The 21,437-nt window shown below is 42.0% G+C and carries 20 protein-coding genes; 14 read left to right on the plus strand and 6 right to left on the minus strand.

Annotation, left to right across the window (positions count from 1 at the left end):
- Positions 1-405: 405 nt before the first annotated feature.
- Positions 406-942: a helix-turn-helix domain-containing protein gene (locus tag PGY05_RS15480; RefSeq protein WP_442872500.1), complete on the plus strand. Its 537-nt coding sequence runs from the start codon at positions 406-408 to the stop codon at positions 940-942.
- 829 nt (positions 943-1,771) lie between these two features.
- On the opposite strand, the gene PGY05_RS15485 is transcribed toward PGY05_RS15480, so the two are convergent.
- Complete coding sequence (locus PGY05_RS15485; protein ID WP_270476272.1) at positions 1,772-3,394, minus strand: PucR family transcriptional regulator; 1,623 nt, start codon at positions 3,392-3,394, stop codon at positions 1,772-1,774.
- A gap of 215 nt (positions 3,395-3,609) precedes the next feature.
- Here PGY05_RS15485 and PGY05_RS15490 point away from each other — a divergent pair, with 215 nt between their 5' ends.
- From PGY05_RS15490 to mutY, 10 genes are all read left to right on the plus strand, one after another.
- Positions 3,610-4,320: a DUF5058 family protein gene (locus PGY05_RS15490; RefSeq protein WP_022219994.1), complete on the plus strand. Its 711-nt coding sequence runs from the start codon at positions 3,610-3,612 to the stop codon at positions 4,318-4,320.
- Positions 4,321-4,332: 12 nt separating this feature from the next.
- Positions 4,333-5,001: a hypothetical protein gene (locus PGY05_RS15495; protein ID WP_270476274.1), complete on the plus strand. Its 669-nt coding sequence runs from the start codon at positions 4,333-4,335 to the stop codon at positions 4,999-5,001.
- A 56-nt stretch (positions 5,002-5,057) separates the two neighbouring features.
- Positions 5,058-6,233: a M20 metallopeptidase family protein gene (locus PGY05_RS15500; protein ID WP_211133818.1), complete on the plus strand. Its 1,176-nt coding sequence runs from the start codon at positions 5,058-5,060 to the stop codon at positions 6,231-6,233.
- A gap of 31 nt (positions 6,234-6,264) precedes the next feature.
- Entirely contained in the window at positions 6,265-6,531 is a 267-nt protein-coding gene (gene yajC / locus PGY05_RS15505; protein ID WP_211133794.1) for a preprotein translocase subunit YajC, read from the plus strand.
- Between the two features lie 210 nt (positions 6,532-6,741).
- Complete coding sequence (locus tag PGY05_RS15510) at positions 6,742-8,853, plus strand: efflux RND transporter permease subunit (protein WP_172676587.1); 2,112 nt, start codon at positions 6,742-6,744, stop codon at positions 8,851-8,853.
- A gap of 232 nt (positions 8,854-9,085) precedes the next feature.
- Complete coding sequence (locus PGY05_RS15515) at positions 9,086-10,213, plus strand: coiled-coil domain-containing protein (RefSeq protein WP_055247545.1); 1,128 nt, start codon at positions 9,086-9,088, stop codon at positions 10,211-10,213.
- On the plus strand, positions 10,207-10,500 hold the full coding sequence (locus tag PGY05_RS15520; protein WP_082421077.1) for a hypothetical protein: 294 nt from the start codon (positions 10,207-10,209) through the stop codon (positions 10,498-10,500). Before PGY05_RS15515 ends, PGY05_RS15520 begins: the two co-directional genes overlap by 7 nt.
- 141 nt (positions 10,501-10,641) lie before the next feature.
- On the plus strand, positions 10,642-11,121 hold the full coding sequence (locus tag PGY05_RS15525; protein ID WP_207738560.1) for a YcxB family protein: 480 nt from the start codon (positions 10,642-10,644) through the stop codon (positions 11,119-11,121).
- Positions 11,122-11,217: 96 nt separating this feature from the next.
- Entirely contained in the window at positions 11,218-11,340 is a 123-nt protein-coding gene (locus PGY05_RS15530) for a hypothetical protein (RefSeq protein WP_264471586.1), read from the plus strand.
- 1 nt (position 11,341) lies between these two features.
- Positions 11,342-13,066, plus strand: coding sequence for an A/G-specific adenine glycosylase (gene mutY, locus PGY05_RS15535; RefSeq protein ID WP_055156232.1), 1,725 nt, complete (start codon positions 11,342-11,344; stop codon positions 13,064-13,066).
- Positions 13,067-13,140: 74 nt separating this feature from the next.
- On the opposite strand, the gene PGY05_RS15540 is transcribed toward mutY, so the two are convergent.
- The 3 genes from PGY05_RS15540 to PGY05_RS15550 form a co-directional block, all read right to left on the minus strand.
- A complete protein-coding gene (locus PGY05_RS15540; protein WP_022219999.1) occupies positions 13,141-13,812 on the minus strand; it encodes a phosphatase PAP2 family protein in 672 nt (223 codons plus the stop codon).
- A gap of 117 nt (positions 13,813-13,929) precedes the next feature.
- The gene (locus PGY05_RS15545) at positions 13,930-14,751 is read right to left on the minus strand and encodes a glycerophosphodiester phosphodiesterase family protein (RefSeq protein ID WP_070097317.1); all 822 of its coding nucleotides are present in this window, start codon (positions 14,749-14,751) and stop codon (positions 13,930-13,932) included.
- A 17-nt stretch (positions 14,752-14,768) separates the two neighbouring features.
- A complete protein-coding gene (locus tag PGY05_RS15550) occupies positions 14,769-15,683 on the minus strand; it encodes a diacylglycerol/lipid kinase family protein (protein ID WP_195548844.1) in 915 nt (304 codons plus the stop codon).
- Positions 15,684-15,850: 167 nt separating this feature from the next.
- Between PGY05_RS15550 and PGY05_RS15555 the strand changes: the two genes are divergently transcribed.
- The 3 genes from PGY05_RS15555 to PGY05_RS15565 are packed head-to-tail and all read left to right on the plus strand — an operon-like array spanning position 15,851 to position 17,506.
- Positions 15,851-16,210, plus strand: coding sequence for a CidA/LrgA family protein (locus PGY05_RS15555; RefSeq protein ID WP_022220001.1), 360 nt, complete (start codon positions 15,851-15,853; stop codon positions 16,208-16,210).
- Entirely contained in the window at positions 16,203-16,895 is a 693-nt protein-coding gene (locus tag PGY05_RS15560) for an LrgB family protein (RefSeq protein WP_055156236.1), read from the plus strand. The genes PGY05_RS15555 and PGY05_RS15560 overlap by 8 nt, the downstream gene beginning before the upstream one ends.
- Before the next feature lie 17 nt (positions 16,896-16,912).
- Positions 16,913-17,506: a cytidylate kinase-like family protein gene (locus PGY05_RS15565; RefSeq protein ID WP_008373636.1), complete on the plus strand. Its 594-nt coding sequence runs from the start codon at positions 16,913-16,915 to the stop codon at positions 17,504-17,506.
- A 185-nt stretch (positions 17,507-17,691) separates the two neighbouring features.
- Here the strand turns inward: PGY05_RS15565 and PGY05_RS15570 are convergent, their stop codons facing one another.
- Positions 17,692-19,428, minus strand: coding sequence for a [FeFe] hydrogenase, group A (locus tag PGY05_RS15570; protein WP_008373638.1), 1,737 nt, complete (start codon positions 19,426-19,428; stop codon positions 17,692-17,694).
- Positions 19,422-21,254: an NAD(P)-binding protein gene (locus tag PGY05_RS15575; RefSeq protein ID WP_008373640.1), complete on the minus strand. Its 1,833-nt coding sequence runs from the start codon at positions 21,252-21,254 to the stop codon at positions 19,422-19,424. Before PGY05_RS15575 ends, PGY05_RS15570 begins: the two co-directional genes overlap by 7 nt.
- Positions 21,255-21,437 lie beyond the last annotated feature (183 nt).

A 21,437-nucleotide genomic window follows, 5' to 3' on the forward strand; every position in this document is an offset into this window, starting at 1 on the left:
TATGCTCACTCCACAAGAGATGCGAAACGAAAATCGGTTCGGCTTCTTGATAAAGTGGTGGGCAATGACTAAAAAATTTCCCTTATTTCCCTTGTGATTATCTCATAAGGGCAAAAACAAGGGAAACTACATATCATTTTACTAATGGACAGGCGGGAAAGCCTGTAAAATGGGAAAGTTAGAGGGATAATTATATAAATTCCAGTTTGTATAATTGAAAAAATGAAAAACGCATAGACAACTGTGTCTATTAGTGAAAATACGACATTTCTCGCTTTGTGTCGTGTTATTTACAGATAACAGCTTCTATATTTGATGATGAAAGGAGGAGTTGAGGTGGACCAAGTAAAAATCGGGAATTTTTAAAAAAAACTTCGCAAAGAAAAAGGCATTACACAGGAGCAGTTGGCAGAAATATTAAATGTCTCTGGAAGGACCGTATCCAGATGGGAAACCGGAAACAATATGCCGGATATCAGTATTCTTGTGGATATTGCAGATTATTATGATATCAGCATTCCTGAGATTATCAGTGGAGAAAGGAAAAGCGAGATGATGAACGAAGAAGAAAGAAAAATTGCTAAAACAATGTCAGATTATGCAACTACAGAGAAAGAGAAGATTTTTAAGGAAATGAAGATCCAAAGTGTCATGGGAGTTTGTGCATTGGTTCTATACTGGATTCTGCATGAAACAGGTGCATATATGTATAATGATGTGTTAGGAAAGCTTGCCGGCTATTGTGAGACCTTGGTATCTGTGTCAGTCATAATGATGGCAGCATTTACGACAGGATCTTTAAGCAAGGTGCGGAGCAAGAGTAGGAAAGTTTTTGTGTTCGAAAATTTCCCAAAACCTATGCAATTAGTTGTAACTGCAGTTGTTGCTTTTGGTGGAGCTGCTGTGATCAAGCTGGTACTGGTGTATTTTTTCGGCTTATAAGTATTTTCAAATTCGTATTACATACTATGGAAAAAGAACTTTTTGACATTTCCACAGATGCGTGCTAATATGATTATAGAAAAAGAGTGCTACCGATAGACGGTTAGTCCGTTTTACTATTTAGAATATCATCAAAGATAACCGCTTAGTTTACCAGACCAGGGCGGTTATTTTTGTGGTTTATGATTATCTTTGCCTAATGTATATCCGATACTAAAGCAGGTTAAGCCGAAGCTCACTACTGCTATGAAGTCAATAATACTCATTGGCTTAGCCCTCCTTTCCACTGGATTCCTTTACAGGTTTCTATGTAATCAGAGGGTCACAGGTCTCCGTTTCACTTCGGTCGTTGCAAAACGAGTGCCACTGGCACTCTGCAACCCTCTGGAGAAGGACTAACCGCCTGCCGTTATGGTAGCACCCATGTTTCGATTATAACAGTTAAAAATTACCGGTGCAATATAAAGTTGGGAGAGTAGCATCTGTTAGCCGTGGAAGAGAATCTTTTCGACCAGGGCTTCTGGTGCCAAAACGGTGCCAAGAAATCAGGCAAATAAAAATATATGGTGCAGATCAGCCGTTTTTCACTATATTTTGGAGAGAAAACCATAAAAAATAAGAAGTAAAACGGGATTAAAGTATCGTGAAGGTGGACGTACTGTAGGATCAGGACGTGTTGCTACAATCATCGAGTAATATACGTGATGGCATTGAGCCGTGCAAATAAGTAAATAATATCAGGGAAGAGTGCTTGCATTCTTCCCTGTATTTTTTGCTTATTTATAAGGTGAAATTCCGCGATTGAATGAGTCAGTCGAAAAATCCCACGCTATATCTGATTTTTCTGAATTAAATAAATCTTAAGAGCAAGTTCTATTTCCGTATGTCTGGAATTATCTCTCAAATCAATTTCAAGTAAATCACAAATTTTCTGAAACCGATATTTCACAGAATTATAATGTAAAAAAAGCTTTTCAGATGCCAGCTTTAAATTCCATCCACAGTTGATGATAGACTGTAGTGTTTCAATCAGGTTTGCATGATGCTGGTCATCGTATTGCTGCAGAGGTTTTACATATTTATCGCAGAATTCAATTGCCTCGTTATTGGATGAAATAGAAAATAATAAGCGATAGATTCCAATCTGATCATAAAAGAACAAACGGTTAAATTGCTGAATCTGATAGACAGTCTGGATGACCTGCTTTGCCTGTTGGTAGCTGTTGTGAATATTGATAATGTCATCTACATACATTCCAACTCCCATTGAAATAGTAAAAGGAACGGCGTTCAACAGACTGTGCTGGATTTGACTGAATGTATCTGAAAGGGTTTTACGGGCGCTGACAGGCAGTTTTCCAATGATCAGAAAGGCAATAAAGTCACTCTGTGAATAATAAATAGTGGAAGGGAATGCCTGCTTGATACACTTAATAGAAGTATCAAAAATCCGGTCTGTATATTTCTGAAGCTTTTCATTTGTTCCGGTATCCAGATCACGCAGATAATACTTTTTAATATTGTTTATATCGATGATCGCAACAAATCCGCCGCCGTCCAGATCCCAGCCGTATAAATGGGCACGTGTATTGATCTCTTCACGTGTTTTGACGTTGTTAAGCATTAGATCACCTACAAAAGAAGAGTAATATTTCTCTTCGATCATCCGGTTACTGATTCGGATCTGCATACGCAGGATAATTACGATACTGGCATATTCGATCGCTGTTTTGTAGATATTGGAGTCAGTATCCGGATATGTCCGGTCAGAACGGTCAGAAAGAAGCATAATATATCCAAATTTCTGCTCTTTATTGACAACGTCGATACACTGATATTTCTCTCGGTATTCATTTAAAATAATTTCATATGATAATCCCTTCAGATAAAGACTATCCTCGCTTACATTTTCAGAAAAATATACTTTGTGGAAAACAGTATCAACATAGGCAGTCGGTTCCTGGATCAGAGTACTCAGTGTCTGCAAAATTTGATGGATAGAGCGGTCATTTATTGCCAGTTCCAGGAAACTCTCGTGAATCTTGGAAGATTCTTTTAGCTGCTCCGCCTGTTTGGATATAATTCCGGACAGAGTTGGATTGATAATGTCGGCAAATGCGTAGATTGCCGGACAGTAGATCAGTGGCAAAGCTTTTTCATCACAAAGTTTTTTGGCATTTTCCGGAATAACCTTTATGTACCGGTCCGATTTGACAATCAGTGCACTGATATTTCTTGACAACAGCTTGCTGATGAAATCAAGAAAAGCATTAGGCGTCTTTTCCAGGGCATAGGTCGTTGTGATTACAACTTCATTTCCTTTTAACCACTGGAAGCCATCCGGAGTATCAACGACGGTTACTGTGGAGATTTCTCTGTGTATACCGAGATTTCCGGAAATAAGTTTTAATCCCTTAATAGTTGGCAGTTGTAATAGTTCTTCGACAGTCATTTTTAGTCTCCTTGTAATAAAATTGTATCTCAAATACAAAAACTGATAAAATAATTATATCACAAATACAAAAAAATGATGTCGAATATAAAAAAATCAAGATAAATTTGTACATGATATATATAGAAAGCAAAGTTGTTAAGTTGTAAACTTATCATCAACAAGAGGAAACTGGATAACAAAAAAGGAACATGAAGAAGAAAGGAAGAGAGTATATGGATTATGTAGAGATTTCTAATTCAATGATAGTGTATTTGCTTTGTGGTATTACGGTAGCAATTGCATTTGTCCAGGCTGTTCTTTATATCCGAATGGCAAAGAAAATGACAGTGAAGGCAAACATTCCGGCAACAGTGCCGAAGACAGCATTCAGAGTCGGTCTCATTTCCGCAATCGGACCTGCACTTGGTGTATTTATCGTAATGGTTGGTCTTATGACTTCAATCGGAGGCCCAATGGCATGGCAGAGACTTTCCATCATTGGTGCAGCACCGACAGAGCTTACTGCAGCAACGCTTGGTGCTGAAGCGGCAGGCGCAGAGCTTGGAGGAGCTGGATTTACACTGAAAGTTATGGCTGTCAGCTGGTTCGTAATGGCACTCAACGGAGCCGGATGGCTGGTTGTAACAGGTCTTTTTACACCTGCACTTGAAAACTTAAGAACAAAGATGAGCGGTGGCGATTCAAAATGGCTGGTTGTAATGAGTGGGGCCTGTTCACTTGGTATCTTCGGTTATCTGGATGTCAACGAAATTGGTAAAGGATGGGGAAATGCAGCAGCCGTTGCCGGTGGTATTATCGGAATGGCAATCCTTGAAAAATTTGTAGCAAAGAAAGTTCCAAAAATCAGAGAGTACAATCTTGGTATTGCAATGATCATCGGAATGTTATTTGCAATCATCTATGATATGGCAGTTGGAGCATAGGAGGGTATGATTATGGAAAATAAAGAATTAATGTCAGAATGGAAAAAGAATAGTATTAAAATCGGTACTCCTACAAACCTGCTCGCAGCATTTACATCATTTATACCGGTTATCTGGCTGTGTATTACCTATAACTGCTGGCCGGATCCGAAAGTAGTACTTGCAGGATGGGGAATGGTTGCATTATCATTTGGTGCATTCTATGTTGTTGAACCAATTTCTTACTATGCAGCTCTTGGACTTACTGGTACATACTTAAGTTTCCTTTCAGGAAATATCGGTAACATGCGAGTTCCATGTGCAACAATGGCTCTTGAAACGACGGAGAGTGAACCAGGAACGCTTCAGGCAGAAGTGGCTTCTACAATGGCAATCTGTGGTTCTATTATTACAAACCTGATTGCTACAACAGCAGCTGTTTTAGTAGGATCAGCAGTTGTATCCGTACTTCCAGATGTTATTGTATCCGCTCTTACAAAATATGCAGCAGGTGCAATTTTTGGAGGAACTTTTGGAACCTATGCATTGAAATATCCTAAAGTTGCCATCTTTGGCATGGGACTTCCGCTTATCCTTAAATTTACGATTGCTCCTCCGGCATGGGTACTTATCGTTGTGTCTGTATTCGGAAGCCTTGGATTTGCAAGACTGTTATATGTAAAAGAAAAGAAAACTGCTTAGCGGGAAATGAATAAAAAGCAAAAGATTCATAGAGAAAAGAGGGAATAAGCATGAGTATGTGGAAAGAATGTGAAGGTTTACAGGAAGAACTCGTAAAAATGCGAAGAGAACTGCATCAGATTCCGGAATTTGGTCTTGATCTTCCGGAAACGCAGAAATATGTAACAGATAAACTGGATGAACTCGGAATTCCTTATAAATGTTCAGGAACAGACAGCAGTATCATTGCAGAGATCAAGGGCGGGCAGCCAGGTAAGACGGTTGCACTCCGTGCAGATATGGATGCACTTAAGATTACGGAGGCAAATGATGTCGATTATAAGTCCAAACATGAAGGTCTGATGCATGCCTGTGGACATGACAATCATATTACAATGCTTCTTGGAGCTGCAAAAGTTTTAAATGCACACAAAGCAGAGATTAAAGGAAATGTAAGGCTTTTGTTCCAGACAGCAGAAGAATTATCCAAAGGTGCAGAGATCATGATCAAAGATGGCGCAATGGATGGTGTAGACGCTGTATTTGGACAGCATATTGGAAGTATCATCAACAAAGATATCCCGGCAGGAAAGGTCATTATTACTCCTGGATGCTGTATGGCATCATTCGACAGATTTGTGATCCATGTAAAAGGAACTGGCTGTCATGGATCTACTCCGGAAAAAGGAACAGACCCGATCACAATGGCATCTCATATTGTAATTAACTTACAGGAGATCATTGCACGTGAAGTTTCCGCAGTAAAAGCTGCAGTTGTAACAATTGGTTATTTCCATGGTGGTGTTGCTTATAATGCAATTCCAAGTGAAGTAGAAATCGAAGGAACGATCCGGGCACTGGAAGAACCGATGAGACAGTACCTTGCAAAACGAATTGAAGAGATTGCAAAGAGCACAGCGGCAACATTCAGAGGAACAGCAGAAGTTGAGATGGACTGGGGAGCACCTCCGGTAATCAATAACGACGAGATGGCAGCACTTGTAACTGAAGCCGCAAAAGAAGTTGTAGGTGAAGAGGATGTTGTAAGTAAAGTTCCGGCACCAAATATGGCAGGAGAGGATTTTGCATACTACTTACAGAAAGCACCCGGAGCATTTTTCTTCCTTAGTTCTTCTAATCCGGTAAAGCATACGGATGTTCCTCATCATAATCCACACTTTAATGTAGATGAAGACGTGCTCTACAAAGGATCAGCAATGTTTGTAAAGATTGTAGAAGCTTATCTGAAGTAGTATAATAAAGCAAAAAAGGCAGGATAAGAGTATGAATGCACAGATGATGATTTTATTGTATGCGGTACTATTGTTTGTAGTGATCTATTTTATGATGGTAGTTCCGGGAAAGAAAAAGAATAAAAAAATGCAGGAACTCCATGATTCGATCAAGGTTGGAGATGAGGTTCTTACAATGGGAGGGATTATCGCAACAGTAAAAGAACGGAATGGTGAAATCCTTACAGTAGAGATTGATCCGGAAAAAGAAATCTGTATGAAAATTCTGGTCTATTCTGTATCTACGATTCGTAAATAAGAGCTAAGAGCAAAGGGTGTTTCTCTGTAATATACCAGAAAAACACCCTTTTTTGTAGTTTATAGTTTTTGGAAAATAATAAAAAATTAGCCATGCTAAAAATGACCAAAATTCATTTTTTAATTATGAAATTATTGTGACTATTTGATATTGACCATCAGTCATTTTTTTGTATAATATTCTATAGAATAAAAATGTAAAGACAGGGAGATGATTATTGTGGTCAAAGCGGGAAAATGGATAGCAAAACACAGATTTATAATTTTGTTACTGGGGATACTGCTTTTGATTCCGTCATTTATTGGAATGGCGAAGACAAGAATTAACTACGACTTGCTCAGTTACCTTCCGGAATCACTGGAAACGGTAGAAGGACAGGATGTTATGGTGGATGAATATGGTATGGGTGCATTCGCCATGGTTGTTGTAGAGGATACGGACATGAAAGATATCCAGAAGCTGGCAGACCAGTTTAATAAGGTTGATCATGTCGAAAAAGTATTATGGTATGGTGATGTGGCAGATCTTTCACTGCCGGTAGAGATGATACCATCCGATTTGAGAAAAGCCTTCTACAACGGAGATGCGACACTGATGCTCGCGCTATTTGACAATACGACTTCATCTGACGAAGCAATGAATGCAGTCGGTGAGATGCGTAAGATTGCCAGCAAACAGTGTTTTATTGCAGGTATGACAGGTGTTGTAGCCGATATCAAGAATGTAGCAATGAAAGAAGTCCCGATTTATGTTGTAATTGCGGCAATTCTTTCTTTTCTGGTGCTGGAAATTACCGGAGAATCCTTCTTGGTACCGATTTTTTTCCTGATCAGTATAGGTGCAGCAATTGTATATAATCTGGGAAGTAACATTTTCCTTGGCGAGATCTGTTACGTTACAAAAGCGCTGACGGCGGTATTGCAGCTGGGTGTTACGATGGATTACTCCATTTTCCTGCTGAATAGCTACGAAGAGAACAAGCGCCGTTTCCCGGGAGATAAGAACCGTGCGATGGGACATGCGATTTCTAATACATTCAAATCCATTGTAGGAAGTTCTGTCACCACAGTAGCAGGATTTGTAGCTCTTTGTGTTATGACATTTGCACTTGGTCGTGATCTTGGTATTGTTATGGCAAAAGGTGTTATCATTGGAGTGCTTTGTTGTGTAACAATCCTTCCGGCAATGATTCTTATCTTTGATAAACCGATTGAAAAAACCAAGCATAAACCGCTGATCAAGAGCATGGATAAGGTTTCAGCATTTATCACCAAACATTACAAAGTATGGATCGTTGCTTTCCTGATCTTGCTTATTCCTGCTATTTATGGCAATAATCATACAAAAATTTATTATAATATTGCACAGTCACTTCCACAGTCACTTCCATCAAATGTGGCAAACAGTGAACTGAAAGATGACTTTGATATGAGTACAATGCATATAGTTATGGTAGATAAAGACATGGATGCCAAAGAGAAAAAGGCAATGATGAGTGAAATTGATGATGTCAAAGGTGTAAAATGGACACTTGGACTTAACTCCATCGTTGGATCTTCTATTCCGGAATCGATGATCCCGGATGATGTAAAGAGTATGCTTCAGGGTAAGGATACCGAGTTGATGTTTGTATGTACCAAGTATGAGTCTGCAACTCCGCAGGTCAACAAACAGATCAAACAGATTGATAAGATTGTAAAATCCTATGATAAGTCTGGAATGGTAATCGGTGAAGCACCACTGATGAAAGACCTGCAGGATGTAACAGATATCGATCTGACAAGGGTTAACGTTATTTCAATCGCAGCAATCTTTATTATCATTTTGCTTATATTTAAATCCATCTCGCTTCCGATCATTCTGGTTTCGGTTATCGAGTTTGCGATTACGATTAATATGGCGATTCCGTTCTATCAGGGCAAGAGTCTTCCGTTTGTTGCAAGTATCGTTATCGGAGCAATCCAGTTGGGAGCAACCGTTGATTATGCAATCCTTATGACGACCAGATATCAGAAAGAACGTATGAAAGGCAAGAGTAAGAAAGAATCTGTTGCGATTGCACACAGAATCAGTATGCCATCGATCATTACTAGTGGATTGAGCTTTTTTGCGGCAACATTTGGTGTGACTTGTTATACACAGGTTGATATGATCGGTTCTATCTGTGAACTTCTTTCAAGGGGAGCGATCATCAGTGTGATCGTAGTACTGACTGTCCTTCCGGCGATGTTCCTGATCTTTGATCCAGTCATCTGCAGAACAACTGCTGGATACAGAGTGAAAAAAGATAAAAGTAAAACAGTTGCAGAGCCGACAGCATAGGCTCTGCTGAAAAGGGAGCAGGCTTAACTGATTGAAATCAGCAAAAAGCCTGTTCCTTTTTGCTGTCATACACTTAGAGAAAAATGGCATCTGAAGAAGCTTTTTGTATGTTGAAAATGGGAAGTAATGGCTGTGTACAGACCTTTCCGGAAAATAGAAGGTTGTTCTTTTGATTAAAATGGTATATACTATCTTAGTGTTACCCCAAAACATTCAAGAAAGGATTACATTTATGAAAATGCAGAAAAAACGAATCGTACAGTGCGGACTTTCTCTGATCTGTGCATTCGGTATCGCGCTGTCGGGGATGTCGGTACATGCAGAAGAGGTGGACAGCCTCGAAGATAAGACCAGTAATCTACAGAGTCAGTTGGAAGGGATCAACCAGGATCTGGTTACGATCAGCAATGAAATCGCTGAGACAGAAGTGAAAATTGAAGAGTCTAATAATGAAGTATTCCGTTTGGAAGCATCGCTCCAGATTTCCCGTAATAACGAGGAAGTACAGTATGCAAACATGAAGACTCGAATTAAGTACATGTATGAAAATGGTTCGGACACACTGCTTTCTATGGTATGTGAAGCAAAAAGTATGGGAGAGTTCCTGAACCGTGTAGACTTTATCCAGAATATTACAAAGTACGATAAGGATATGCTGGAGAATATGGTGAAAGTACGTGAAGGTATTGAAGAGCAGGAGGCTGAACTGAAAAGCAGGCAGCAGGAACTGCTTGACCTGCAAAGCCAGCTGGACAGTGAACAGGCAGCGTTGCAGGCAAAAGCAGAAGAGACTTCGACAGACCTTGCCACGGTAAATGCACAGCTTGAGGCGGCACGTGCGGCACAGAAAAAGCAGGAGGAGGAAGCCCAGAGGAAAGCGGATGAGCAGCTGGCAAAAAAGGCACAGGAAGAGACAAAGCAGGCGTCAGCTTCCACCGGAAGTAATACATCTGCGGGCAATAATTCCGGGAACAGCAGTTCAGCGGGGAATAACAGTTCTTCTGGAAATAATAATCCTTCCAACAACAATTCATCGAATAATACTAGTTCCGATTCTTCCAATTCTGGAAGCGGTGGCTATGTGATCCCATCAGGCGGTCTTACCCCGTCAAAGGGAAGGATCTGGTATAATGGACATACCGAGACTTACTATTCTCAGAAGGTACTTCCGGGAGGAGGGCTTGCGATCCCAGGACGCCATATAGCAAGTGACGGAACAATCAGGGATGCCGATGGTTACATTGTTTTGGCAAGTGATGATTACCCGAGAGGAACAGTTGTAGAGACGTCACTTGGTGCTGGAAAAGTATATGATACCGGAAGTGGATCCGGAAATATAGATCTGTATACAGATTGGTAAAAGAAAAGCGGGGCAGTAAAGGACAAACCTTTTACTGCCCCGCTTTTGAATTTAATGGGATATGTATTTTCAGTGAATTGAAAAGGCATATTTTGCTTTGTACTGGAGAAGTCCGGTTACTGTGCTTCGTAGGTTGCCTTAGCGTCACGTATCAGCTTGTCGAATTTATCTGCATCCCATGCAGCACGTCCTGTAAAGAGTCCATGCAGAAGAAACAGAAAGGTATTTACTCACCGGAAGGATGGGCTCACTACAAAGTTACAGGTGAAGCTGCACCGGAAGAATAAAAATGTTATAATTTGTTTATGGAATGAAGTCCTCTTGTGTGTTACAATACAAGAGGACTTTTGTTTTATAGAGAATAGTTGTCGAACGAAAGGGTGAAAACTATTAAAGAAAGGAAAGTGGAAGAGAAAATTACAGTTCGGATGACAGATACATACCTGTTTGACTTTACGTTATATCATACTTATTCGAAACTGGCAGGTTTTCTGACAAATATTCTGGTAGCAGCGATTGCTTTTATGGGAATCATCATGCTGGTTATGGGAAAGATAAAACCCGTGCAGATTATTTTTTATCTGGTAGCAGCGGTTGTGTTTATTGTGTATACACCATTGCTTCTGAAATACCGTTCTAAAAGGCAGGTAAAAAGAATTGAACGTTACCACGTTCCGAATGAAATGACTTTCAATGATGAAGGTATCCAGGTAGAGTTTGCTGATAAAAAAGAAACTTATGAATGGGAACAGATCCAGAAGGTAGTTACAACACCAAAGACAATTGGATTTTATTATGAGACAGAAAAGGAATTGATTGTACCAAAACCGGATTTTGGGGACAAGTTTGTACCGATTTTGACATTGGCAACAAAAAAACTCGGACCGGCCAGAGTACATCTGAGATAGCCTGTTATGTGGAGGGGAAAATGTTACAGGAAAGACGGAATCATATATTACAGAAAGTAACAGAAAATGGAAAAGTAAGAGTTGCGGATTTGAGCCGTGATCTGTCCGGTTAAGGATGTATACAAGATCATTACGGATTCGCAGATCAGCAAAGAGTATATCCGAAAAGCGGAGCATGAACAGATTCCACTTGTGATAGCCGGAAACCGGGAGCAATAATATGATATATGAGAGAATACAAAAGGGGCGCTTTTTAAAGCGCCCTAATCGATTTATAGCAAAAATAGAAATAAATGGAAAAGAAGAAACGGTCCATGTGAAGAACACAGGGAGGTGCGCGGAACTTCTGGTTCCGGGAGCAGAAGTGTTTGTCCGGAAGTCTGAAAGTGCAGGGCGTAAGACTGGCTGGGATCTGATCAGTGTCAGGAAGGCTGACCGGCTGATCAATATGGATTCCCAGGTGACAAACAAAGTGGTGCAGGAATGGATTGAAGCCGGGAGATGGTTCAAGGACGTTAAGATCGTCAGACCGGAAGTTACCTATAAGAATTCCAGGTTTGACCTGTATGTGGAATATGAAGAGAAAAAAGCGTTTATAGAAGTGAAAGGGGTTACGCTGGAAGAAGAAGGCGTGGTAAAGTTTCCGGATGCACCGAGCGAGCGGGCAGTGAAGCATTTAAAAGAGCTGGAAGAAGCGGTGCAGGATGGGTACGAGGCTTATGTATTCTTTGTGGTCCAGATGAAAGGAGTACGTTATTTTACACCAAACAGACGGACTCACAAAGAATTTGCAGATGTTCTTGCGGAAGCAGCGGAAACCGGGGTTCAGGTGATCGCAAAGGACTGTTTTGTAACGGAGGATTCCATTGCAATTGCGGACGAAGTTCCGGTAGTACTTACCAATCCACAGCTCTATGAAGCACCGGAGCTGCTTGTGGAATGGTACAGAGAGCGGAAACGGGATCTGCCATGGAGACATCATGTAAATGCCTATCGGGTATGGGTGTCTGAAATTATGCTACAGCAGACGAGAGTGGAAGCCGTAAAGCCATTTTTTGAGCGTTTCATGACAGAGCTTCCAACGGTAAAAGATCTAGCCGAGGCATCGGAGGATAAGCTTTTAAAGCTCTGGGAAGGGCTTGGATATTATAACCGGGTACGCAATATGCAAAAAGCAGCGCAGAAGATCGAGGAAGAATACGCAGGAAAATTTCCGGAAAATTATGAGGAGATCAAGGCGCTTCCGGGAATTGGAAATTATACGGCAGGGGCAATTTCTTCTTTTGCCTATGGAATTCCAAAGCCGGCAGTGGACGGAAATGTTCTCCGGGTGGTATCAAGACTGCTGGCGAGCGATGAAGATATTATGAAAGCGTCTGTCAGGACAAAGATAGAAAATGCGATTGAACCGGTGATCCCAGAAGATGCAGCATCGGATTTTAACCAGGGGCTGATCGAACTTGGTGCGATTGTCTGTGTGCCGAATGGGGAGGCAAAGTGTGAAATCTGTCCTCTTACGGGAATCTGTGAAGCGAAAAGGCTGGGAATTCAGAATGAACTGCCGGTGAAGAAAAAGGCAAAAGCGCGCAGGATTGAGGAGAGAACCGTTTTGATTTTTAAGGATGGTGATCATGTGGCAATCCGGAAGCGACCGGATAAGGGACTGCTTGCAGGTATGTATGAGTTCCCGAATCTGGACGGAAAGCTTACGATGGACGAAGTAACCGCTTACAGTAAATCTATCGGGCTTGCACCGATCCGTGTGAAAAAGCTGCGGAATGCGAAGCATATTTTCAGCCATATTGAATGGCATATGACTGCGTATGAGGTGATCGTGGATGAACTGGAGAAGAACTGCAAAGAAGAGATGATCTTTGCACATCCGGAAGAAATACAAAAGGAATATTCCATGCCATCGGCGTTTAGCGCATGGAAGGTGAAATAAAAGAAGGACATTGCTTTTCGATTTTGCGAAATGCGATGTCCTTTCTTTGGATCAAACAAAATAATTATAAGTGTTTAAATCACCTGACGTGCAAGCCGTGGTGACTTTGCACCTTCCTGTGCATAAATTAGTGAGTACATGAAATATGCCATCACACATGCAGCAACTACATCCACTACGGAATGTTGCTTCAGGAACATGGTTGACAGAATGATCAGAATGCTTAAAACAAGAGATCCTTTCTGGATCAGTCTGGAGTGCTGAAGCTTCTCGCAATGGGAAATTGCGATGTAACAACAAATAGAGTTGTATACATGAAGACTTGGAAGCACATTCGTAGGTGTATCCGTCTGATAGATCCGTTTAACCAGCTCGATACAGAAGTTATCACGCGTAAATACTTCCGGTCTCAGGTTCAATCCGTTCGGGAATACCGTGCAGATGATCAGAAAAATGGTCATACCGCTGAACATGATCGCGGAGGCTTTGTAAAATCCCTGTTTATCATTAAAGAACAAATATCCCAGTGTGACTGCAATATAAGCAAACCACAGCAGGTACGGAATAATGAAATATTCACAAAACGGGATGTAGTCATCGAATATCGAATGGATTACAAAATAATTGTCGGTCACATGGCGTTCCAGATAAGTAAACCATGGAAAATAAATAAAAGCATATAGTAATACCCATGCATGGCTGTATGTATGCATCAGTGTCTTTAATTTTTTAAAAATATGACTCATGATAAAAATCAGCTCCTTCGGGTGAAGATGTTTCTTCCTTGTTACTAGAGGTAGTATAACATTAAAAATTTTTCTCGACAACAGACTTCATAAAACATTCATATTTTTTTCTATTCTCTATTTTACGGAGAAACCTTCAAAGATATACATATCATATTTATTCCGTGCAGTTTTATAAGCTTTTTGATTGCGGAGTGTCCAGACTGCCATCGGAATACGGTACAGATAGTGGTTCAGCCAGACGGAAGGATTGCCGGCATCTGCAAGTTTATAAGAAATAAAGTCCGGACGACAGATCAGGTTGGTCAGCAGGAACTGTACACAAAAGCGCGCCAGAAAAGGATTTTCCGGATTCGTGCGAGTCAGGGCAGAAGAAAGCTGTCCACGAAGAACCTGAGGCGCATGCTTGTGAAACCATCGGATTCCAAGGGAGTTGAAAGACTGGATCATATAAGGTCCTTTATAATCCTTTAAAATATCCCATGCGGCAGGACAGAGCTTCATATTGCTGTCCGGAAGCTTCAGTTCAATCAGAAGAGGAACCCGCCCATTGACATAGCGAAGGACATCTGAAAAAAGTGGCATATGCTCCGAAGTTCCGGAAAGATGCAGGTGCTGTAGCGTATCAAACGTGGAATTCTCAACTGTCCCTTCGGCATTGCAGATCCGCTTTAAAGACTCGTCATGGAATACGACTACTTTTCCATCACGGGTGAGATGGATATCAAGTTCGATGGCAAGATTTTGTTTTACTGCCTCACGAAATGCCGGCATAGAATTCTCGGGAATCAGCCGGGAAGAATCATGTAGTCCGCGATGGGCATAATCCCGCTTGAGATAAGGGAGGATTTTGCTTCGGCGGGAAGTATTCGGCATGATCATATATAAATATAAGAAAAAACATACAACAACAGTTAAAAGAATCCAAAACAACAGCATAGAAAAGTCCCCTTCTTTTATGTAATAATTTTCAGTGTCTCAGGTTCGAGAGAGAACGAAACATCCTTCTGGAGATAAATCGGTTCGCCGTCAGAATGTACCGGAAGTGCTACTTTTGAGTGTACTTCTGCTTTTTTACAGCGGAAGATATGTACGCCTGGAAGTCGGGTATGCTTTCCGGAAAACACAGTTGGCAGAATTGCCAGAGCAATAATTTTGGGAACATTTGCAATCACAATAAAGTCCAGCAGATCATCATCCGGTTTGGCATCCGGGCAGAATTTGCATCCACCACCTTCATAAGGAAGATTAAATGCAGAGGCAAAGAAAACCCGTTTAAAATGAAGTCTTTTGGTATCGTCCAGAAGGATTTCCATCTCATCTGGCTGACAGCGGCGCAGACGGTAGAGTGAGCAGGCTGCATAGGCAAGTTTGCCCAGACCGAGCCGGTTAAAAAAGACTTTAACCCTGGAAATACAAAGTTGATGGCAGATAGCTGCATCGTATCCGATTCCGGAACTGACGGCAAAACGGTGAACCTTGTCATGATAGTGCAATACACCAAGATTGATCTTGCGCGTCTGTTCAGAATGAAGTACCAGATCCAGAGCTTTCATGGTATCGGATGGAAGGGCAAGTCCCCGGCCAAAATCATTGCCAGAGCCGATCGGAATGTAACCGAGGGTAACCCGGCTTAAATTCTGCAGACCACAGATTACTTCATCCACACTTCCATCACCACCAAGTACAACGATCGTAACAGGATCCCCGGAGGCGGTAAGCTCGGCGGCAATTTCCGTTGCGTGATGCCGGTGATGTGTAAAATGGATCTGGTAATCTATATGTTCTGCTATCAGCTTTAATTTAATCTTTTCCCATAGTGCAAGTCCCTGACCCGAGCGGGCGTTAGGATTGGCTATAAAATGATACATAAAGTCATCCCTTCACTTCTGTAAATTTAGTTTCATTCTAGCATCGGAATGAGAGGATATTGTCAAAAAAACAATAAAAATGCAAAAATTTATTGAGGCAGAGTGTTAAAAGTGCTATTCTGGTACATGTGTTAAAAAATGAACATAAAATAAATGGAGGTAATACTGTGAAATTTATAAGACAATTCTTGATTATCATATTGATTTCTTTTGCAGGAGAGCTTTTGCATGCAATCCTTCCACTACCGGTTCCTGCAAGTATTTATGGCTTGCTGATCTTGCTGGCAGGTTTGCAGACAAAAGTAATTCCTTTGAAAGCAGTTGATGAGGCCGGTGGATTTCTGATTGAAATCATGCCGATGCTTTTTATCCCTGCAGGAGTAGGTCTGATGGTATCATGGGGAGACTTAAAACCGGTTCTTGTTCCGATCATGGTTACAATTGTAGTGACAACAGTGCTGGTTATGGGCGTGAGTGGAAGAACCGCTCAGTTTGTACTGAAGAAAGAGGAGAAGAAGGATGAGTAATATGCTGCATGGATCGACCTTTTTTTGTATGGCGATCAGTCTTTTTGGATATGAAGCAGGAATTTTTTTGCGTAAAAAGTTAAAAATTGGTATCTTCAATCCACTTCTTGTTTCGATTGTTTTTGTAATTATCGTGCTAAAAGTGACTGGAATTGATTATGATACTTATGATAAGGGAGCGAATGTACTGAGTTACCTTCTGACACCGTCTACAGTCTGTCTTGCAATTCCGCTTTATCAGCAGATGAATCTTCTTAAGAAGAATCTGAAAGCGATCATTGCAGGAATTACAACAGGTGTATTTGTCAGCCTTGCCGGTGTATGGGTATTTTCTATGTTGTTCCACCTGAAGAAGCAGTTCTATGTAACGCTTCTTCCAAAATCAATTACCACAGCGATCGGTATGGGAATCTCAGAAGAGCTTGGTGGAATTGTGACGATTACAGTTGCTGCGATCGTAATTACCGGGATTATTGGAAATATGTTTGCAGAGGGAATCTGTAAGCTCTGCAAAATTGAGCATCCGATTGCAAAAGGACTGGCAATCGGAACAGCTTCCCATGCTATGGGAACGGCAAAGGCAATGGAAATCGGAGAGATTGAAGGAGCAATGAGCAGTCTTTCTATTGCAGTGGCCGGATTGATGACGGTTGTAGGTGCATCGATTTTCTATCACCTGTATTAGAGAGGAGTGTGCAAAATATGGAGAAAACAATTATCTGTATCGGACGGGAATATGGAAGCGGCGGACATGAAATCGGTGAATTGCTGGCAAAGCGTACCGGTTATGCGTTTTACGATAAAGAGAAGCTGTTTGAAATTGCAAAGATGCGCGGATACGAGAAAGAAATGCAGGAGTATCTGGATGAACAGCCGGTGGACAGCCTTCTTTATTCAATCGCAATGAATTTTGCAGAACCGAAGAAGAAGCCATATCCATTTAAGCTGATTGAAGAGCTTGCGGAAGAAGGACCATGTATTATTATGGGAAGGTGCGCAGGTTATCTGATGAGAAACCGAGAAGAAGCTTTTAGTGTATTTGTCCATGCAGACATGGAAACACGAATTGAACGCGTGAAAGAGCGTGATCATATTACAAGCAGAATGAAAGCGAAACGTAAGATCCAGGATGTGGATGAGAAAAGAAGCGCTTTTCGTAAGGATTATACCGGACAGGAATGGGGAATGTCGAAGAATTATGATCTTTCGGTCAGCACTACAGAGTTGTCCTATGAACAGGCAGCAGATCTGATTCTGTATTATAAGAAGATGACAGAAGAATCTGACAGAGCTTAGAAGGTATAAAAAGAATATACTAGTTTGTTGAATCCAGAAATGGGAAATGACATGGCAGGTCATTTCCCATTTCTGGATTTTAGAGATATAGAAGGGCTCAATTTCTATATCTTAGTTTATAGAATACGTGGCTTCTATAAATTATTTATATATTCGTTACAATCTTTTAGAGGGCAAAATTTGATTTATCTAGGCATCTCCCATGCGTTATGATCCGTGTGAAGCAACATATGTGACTTGTGAGAAAGCGGTTTCTCAAAGAAATCACGGTACAGACGGAGTACATCCGGGTTCTCATGTGAGAAGCGAAGTGGTGCATTCTTATCAAGGAAATAAAGATTTTCACCACGTGTCCGTGCAAGTTCTTCTCCGTCATGGATTGGCTGACCGCCACCGCCGACGCATCCGCCAGGGCAGGCCATGACTTCTACAAAATCATAATGTACTTCACCATGTTCGATTGCTTCGATCAGTTTACGTGTGTTTCCGAGTCCGCTGACAACAGCAGCACGAACAGTAGCATCTCCAAGCTGGATCTCAGCTTCTACAACACCTGGCTGTCCACCAGGATTGCGGACAATCTTGAATGCATCCGGATCAGGGTTACGTCCGGTTACAAGGTAGTGAGCAGAACGAAGTGCTGCTTCCATAACACCACCTGTTGTTCCGAAGATAACACCGGCACCGGTCCATTCTTTCATCAGAGGATCGCATTCACGATCAACTAAAGAAGCAGGATCAATATGTGCAGAACGGATCATGCGTGTCAATTCACGAGTTGTAAGTACAACGTCTGTCTCGTGTCCGGCATATTCACCATAGAACAGTTCCATGTTACTTTCGCCTTTTTTGGCAACACATGGCATGATAGATACAGTAAACATATTTTCCGGTTTCACACCGATGGATTCTGCAAAATAGCTCTTCATAACAGAACCGAACATCTGCTGTGGTGATTTGGCTGTTGAAAGCTGTGGCACCAGATGTGGGTACTGTGATTTAAGGAAGCGTACCCATCCAGGGCAGCAGGAGGTAAACATCGGACGAAGATTTAATTCGCCTTTTGTAAATCTCTGCAGGAATTCATTTCCTTCTTCCATAATAGTAAGGTCTGCTGTGAAGGAGGTATCGAATACATAGTCAATACCCATTTTCTTCAGAGCATCCATGATCTTGCCGACAGTTGCTTCTTCACGGGAAAGACCAAGAGCTTCACCCCATGCAGCACGTACAGCAGGAGCAACCTGTGCAACAACGACTTTCTTGTCATCAGCGATTGCATCCCATACTTTCTCTGTATCATCACGTTCGCGCAGAGCGCCGACCGGGCAGTGAGTAATACACTGACCGCACAGAGAACAGGAAACCTCGGAGATCTTATGGTTGCCGGTTACATTAATGGTAGTACGGGAACCAGTACTTGTCACATCCCAGATATGTAAATCCTGGATCTTGTCACAGACCTGGATACAGCGCATACATTTGATGCATTTCTGTGAGTCTCTGATCAGCGGAAATTCTTTATCCCAAGGGAATTCTTCCAGACGCTGCTTAAATGGTATTTCGATGATGTTCAGGTCATTTGCAAGACTCTGCAGAGTACAGTTACCGCTTCTGACACAGGTAGCACATTTGCAGTCGTGCTGGGAAAGGATAAGCTGTACAGTCTGTCTTCTGGCTGTACGAACCTTTGGGCTATTTGTATGGATTACCATACCTTCTTTTACTACGTTGTTGCAGGAAGTTACCAGCCGTTCCATTCCCTCGAGTTCAACAACACAGACACGACAGGCTGCGATCTCGTTGATATCTTTCAGATAGCAGAGCTTTGGAATCGGGATATCCGCCATTTTGGCAGCATCCATGATAGTAGTACCTTCCGGGACAGATACGTTTATATTATCAATTGTAAGATTTACCATAATGTTTCACGACCTCCTTTGAAAATGCCGTAGCCGAAGTGGTCGCAACGCAGACATCTGCTGGCTTCCTGTTTCGCTTCTGCCTCGGACATGCAGTTTTCTACACCGTTAAAGTCACAGACACGTTCGCAGGCTTCACGCTCGGTCATGTTTACTCTTCCGCACGGCGGGCGGTCATCAAGACGCGCTTCAGGAATCTCAACGTCACAGCTGATAATGTGGTGATATCCCAGGTATTCGTCTATGTTAGCAGCTACTACTTTTGCAGCAGCAATAGCTTTGATTACGGATGCAGGACCGGAAGCACAGTCTCCGCCGGCAAATACACCCGGAATGTTATCGAATCCGCCGTATTTTTCGGTTAAGATCTTACCTCTCTGTACAGGAACACCGGCTTCTTCAAAGTGCTGGTATTCAATATCCTGTCCGATTGCAACGATCAGTGTCTGGCATGGAATAAATACGTCAGGAGCACCTGTCGGACGTACACTTGCACGACCGTCTTTGATCTTACTGATCATCTGTGGTGTAACGTAGATTCCTTTTACGTGACCGTTTTCATCTGTTTCGATGCGGGAAGGAGCCATCAGAGTCTGTACTTCGATTCCTTCTGCAACAGCACCTTCAATCTCTGCCGGAAGGGCAGTCATATCTGCCACGCGGCGGCGGTAAACGATGCTGACTTTTTTAGCCCCCAGACGTTTTGCGGTACGGACAGCATCCATAGATACGTTACCACCACCGATAACGGCTACTTCCTGTCCGGTAAGATCCGGGTTCTGGTTCTTTCCTACATCACGAAGGAACTGAACAGCAGAAAGGACACCTTCTGAGTGTTCGCCTTCGATACCAAGTTTCTTATCGGTACTTGCACCGATTGTAATAAGAACTGCGTCGTATTCTTCACGCAGACTCTGGATTGTCATATCTTTTCCAATCCGTTTGCCAAATTCAACTTTGACACCGGTCTCAAGGATGGCATTGATATCATCGTTCAGACGGTCTTTCGGCAGACGGTAGTTCGGGATACCATAGCGGAGCATACCGCCAAGTTCCGGCAGCATCTCAAATACGGTTGTCTGGTGTCCCATCAGCTGCAGATAGTAAGCTGCACTTAATCCACCAGGGCCACCACCAACAACGGCAATACGCTTTCCGGTAGATGGAGCGCATGGCGGCGGTGGAACTTTTCCAGCATAATCAGCAGCCATTCTCTTAAGACCGCGGATATTGACTGCATCGTCTACGATGTTACGACGGCAGCGTGCCTCACAAGGATGTTCGCAGATAAAACCACAGGTGGTCGGGAATGGATTGTCCTTACGGATCAGGCGGATCGCATCTGCGTAACGTCCTTCTCCAACAAGAGCGATATATCCCGGAATATCTACATGTGCCGGGCACAAAGATACACAAGGAACAGGCTGTGTGTACTGGCAGGTACATCTTCCCTGGCGCACATGTTCTTCATAGTCTTCCCGACATCCCATCAGACTCTTGTAAACCATGTGAGCTGCTTCATACCCGATCGCACAGTCAGCTCCTTCCATGATTGATACAGAGAGTTCTTCCATCAGGTCTAATGTTTCCATAGTTGCGTCTCCGTTCATAACGTCGGTCAGCAGGTTTTTCAGCTGCCACAGACCAACACGGCACGGCACACATTTTCCACAGGTATGTGTATGACACATCTCCAGGAAAGCACGAGTCATGTCAACAGGACATAGTCCCGGAGGACTGGATTCGATTCTTCGCTCCAGATCTTTGTAGAGCCCTTCGATAACCAGCTGGGCTTTGTCCGGTGCAGTGATTTCAAGTCTACTCATAGCTTTTTTCTCCTTTAACTTTTTTTGCTAATCTACAGGACAGATGAAGAAAATTATAGGGAAAACATCTGAATACTATAGATTAACTCTATGGACACACTTATAATAATATTGTATGCATTTTAGTACAATCTTGCAAGCAAAGTTAATAAATAGACAAATAAGTTAATTTTGTCACAAAAT

Source organism: Coprococcus sp. AF51-11b1 (assembly GCF_027682785.1).
GTDB lineage: Bacteria > Bacillota > Clostridia > Lachnospirales > Lachnospiraceae > Allocoprococcus > Allocoprococcus comes.

Coding starts and splice junctions, on each gene's coding strand:
- PGY05_RS15485 (WP_270476272.1), bottom strand. CDS start 3,394: ATGACTGTCGAAGAACTATTACAACTGCCAACTATTAAGGGATTAAAA.
- PGY05_RS15490 (WP_022219994.1), top strand. CDS start 3,610: ATGGATTATGTAGAGATTTCTAATTCAATGATAGTGTATTTGCTTTGT.
- PGY05_RS15495 (WP_270476274.1), top strand. CDS start 4,333: ATGGAAAATAAAGAATTAATGTCAGAATGGAAAAAGAATAGTATTAAA.
- PGY05_RS15500 (WP_211133818.1), top strand. CDS start 5,058: ATGTGGAAAGAATGTGAAGGTTTACAGGAAGAACTCGTAAAAATGCGA.
- yajC (WP_211133794.1), top strand. CDS start 6,265: ATGAATGCACAGATGATGATTTTATTGTATGCGGTACTATTGTTTGTA.
- PGY05_RS15510 (WP_172676587.1), top strand. CDS start 6,742: ATGATTATTGTGGTCAAAGCGGGAAAATGGATAGCAAAACACAGATTT.
- PGY05_RS15515 (WP_055247545.1), top strand. CDS start 9,086: ATGAAAATGCAGAAAAAACGAATCGTACAGTGCGGACTTTCTCTGATC.
- PGY05_RS15525 (WP_207738560.1), top strand. CDS start 10,642: ATGACAGATACATACCTGTTTGACTTTACGTTATATCATACTTATTCG.
- mutY (WP_055156232.1), top strand. CDS start 11,342: ATGATATATGAGAGAATACAAAAGGGGCGCTTTTTAAAGCGCCCTAAT.
- PGY05_RS15540 (WP_022219999.1), bottom strand. CDS start 13,812: ATGAGTCATATTTTTAAAAAATTAAAGACACTGATGCATACATACAGC.
- PGY05_RS15545 (WP_070097317.1), bottom strand. CDS start 14,751: ATGCTGTTGTTTTGGATTCTTTTAACTGTTGTTGTATGTTTTTTCTTA.
- PGY05_RS15550 (WP_195548844.1), bottom strand. CDS start 15,683: ATGTATCATTTTATAGCCAATCCTAACGCCCGCTCGGGTCAGGGACTT.
- PGY05_RS15560 (WP_055156236.1), top strand. CDS start 16,203: ATGAGTAATATGCTGCATGGATCGACCTTTTTTTGTATGGCGATCAGT.
- PGY05_RS15565 (WP_008373636.1), top strand. CDS start 16,913: ATGGAGAAAACAATTATCTGTATCGGACGGGAATATGGAAGCGGCGGA.
- PGY05_RS15570 (WP_008373638.1), bottom strand. CDS start 19,428: ATGGTAAATCTTACAATTGATAATATAAACGTATCTGTCCCGGAAGGT.
- PGY05_RS15575 (WP_008373640.1), bottom strand. CDS start 21,254: ATGAGTAGACTTGAAATCACTGCACCGGACAAAGCCCAGCTGGTTATC.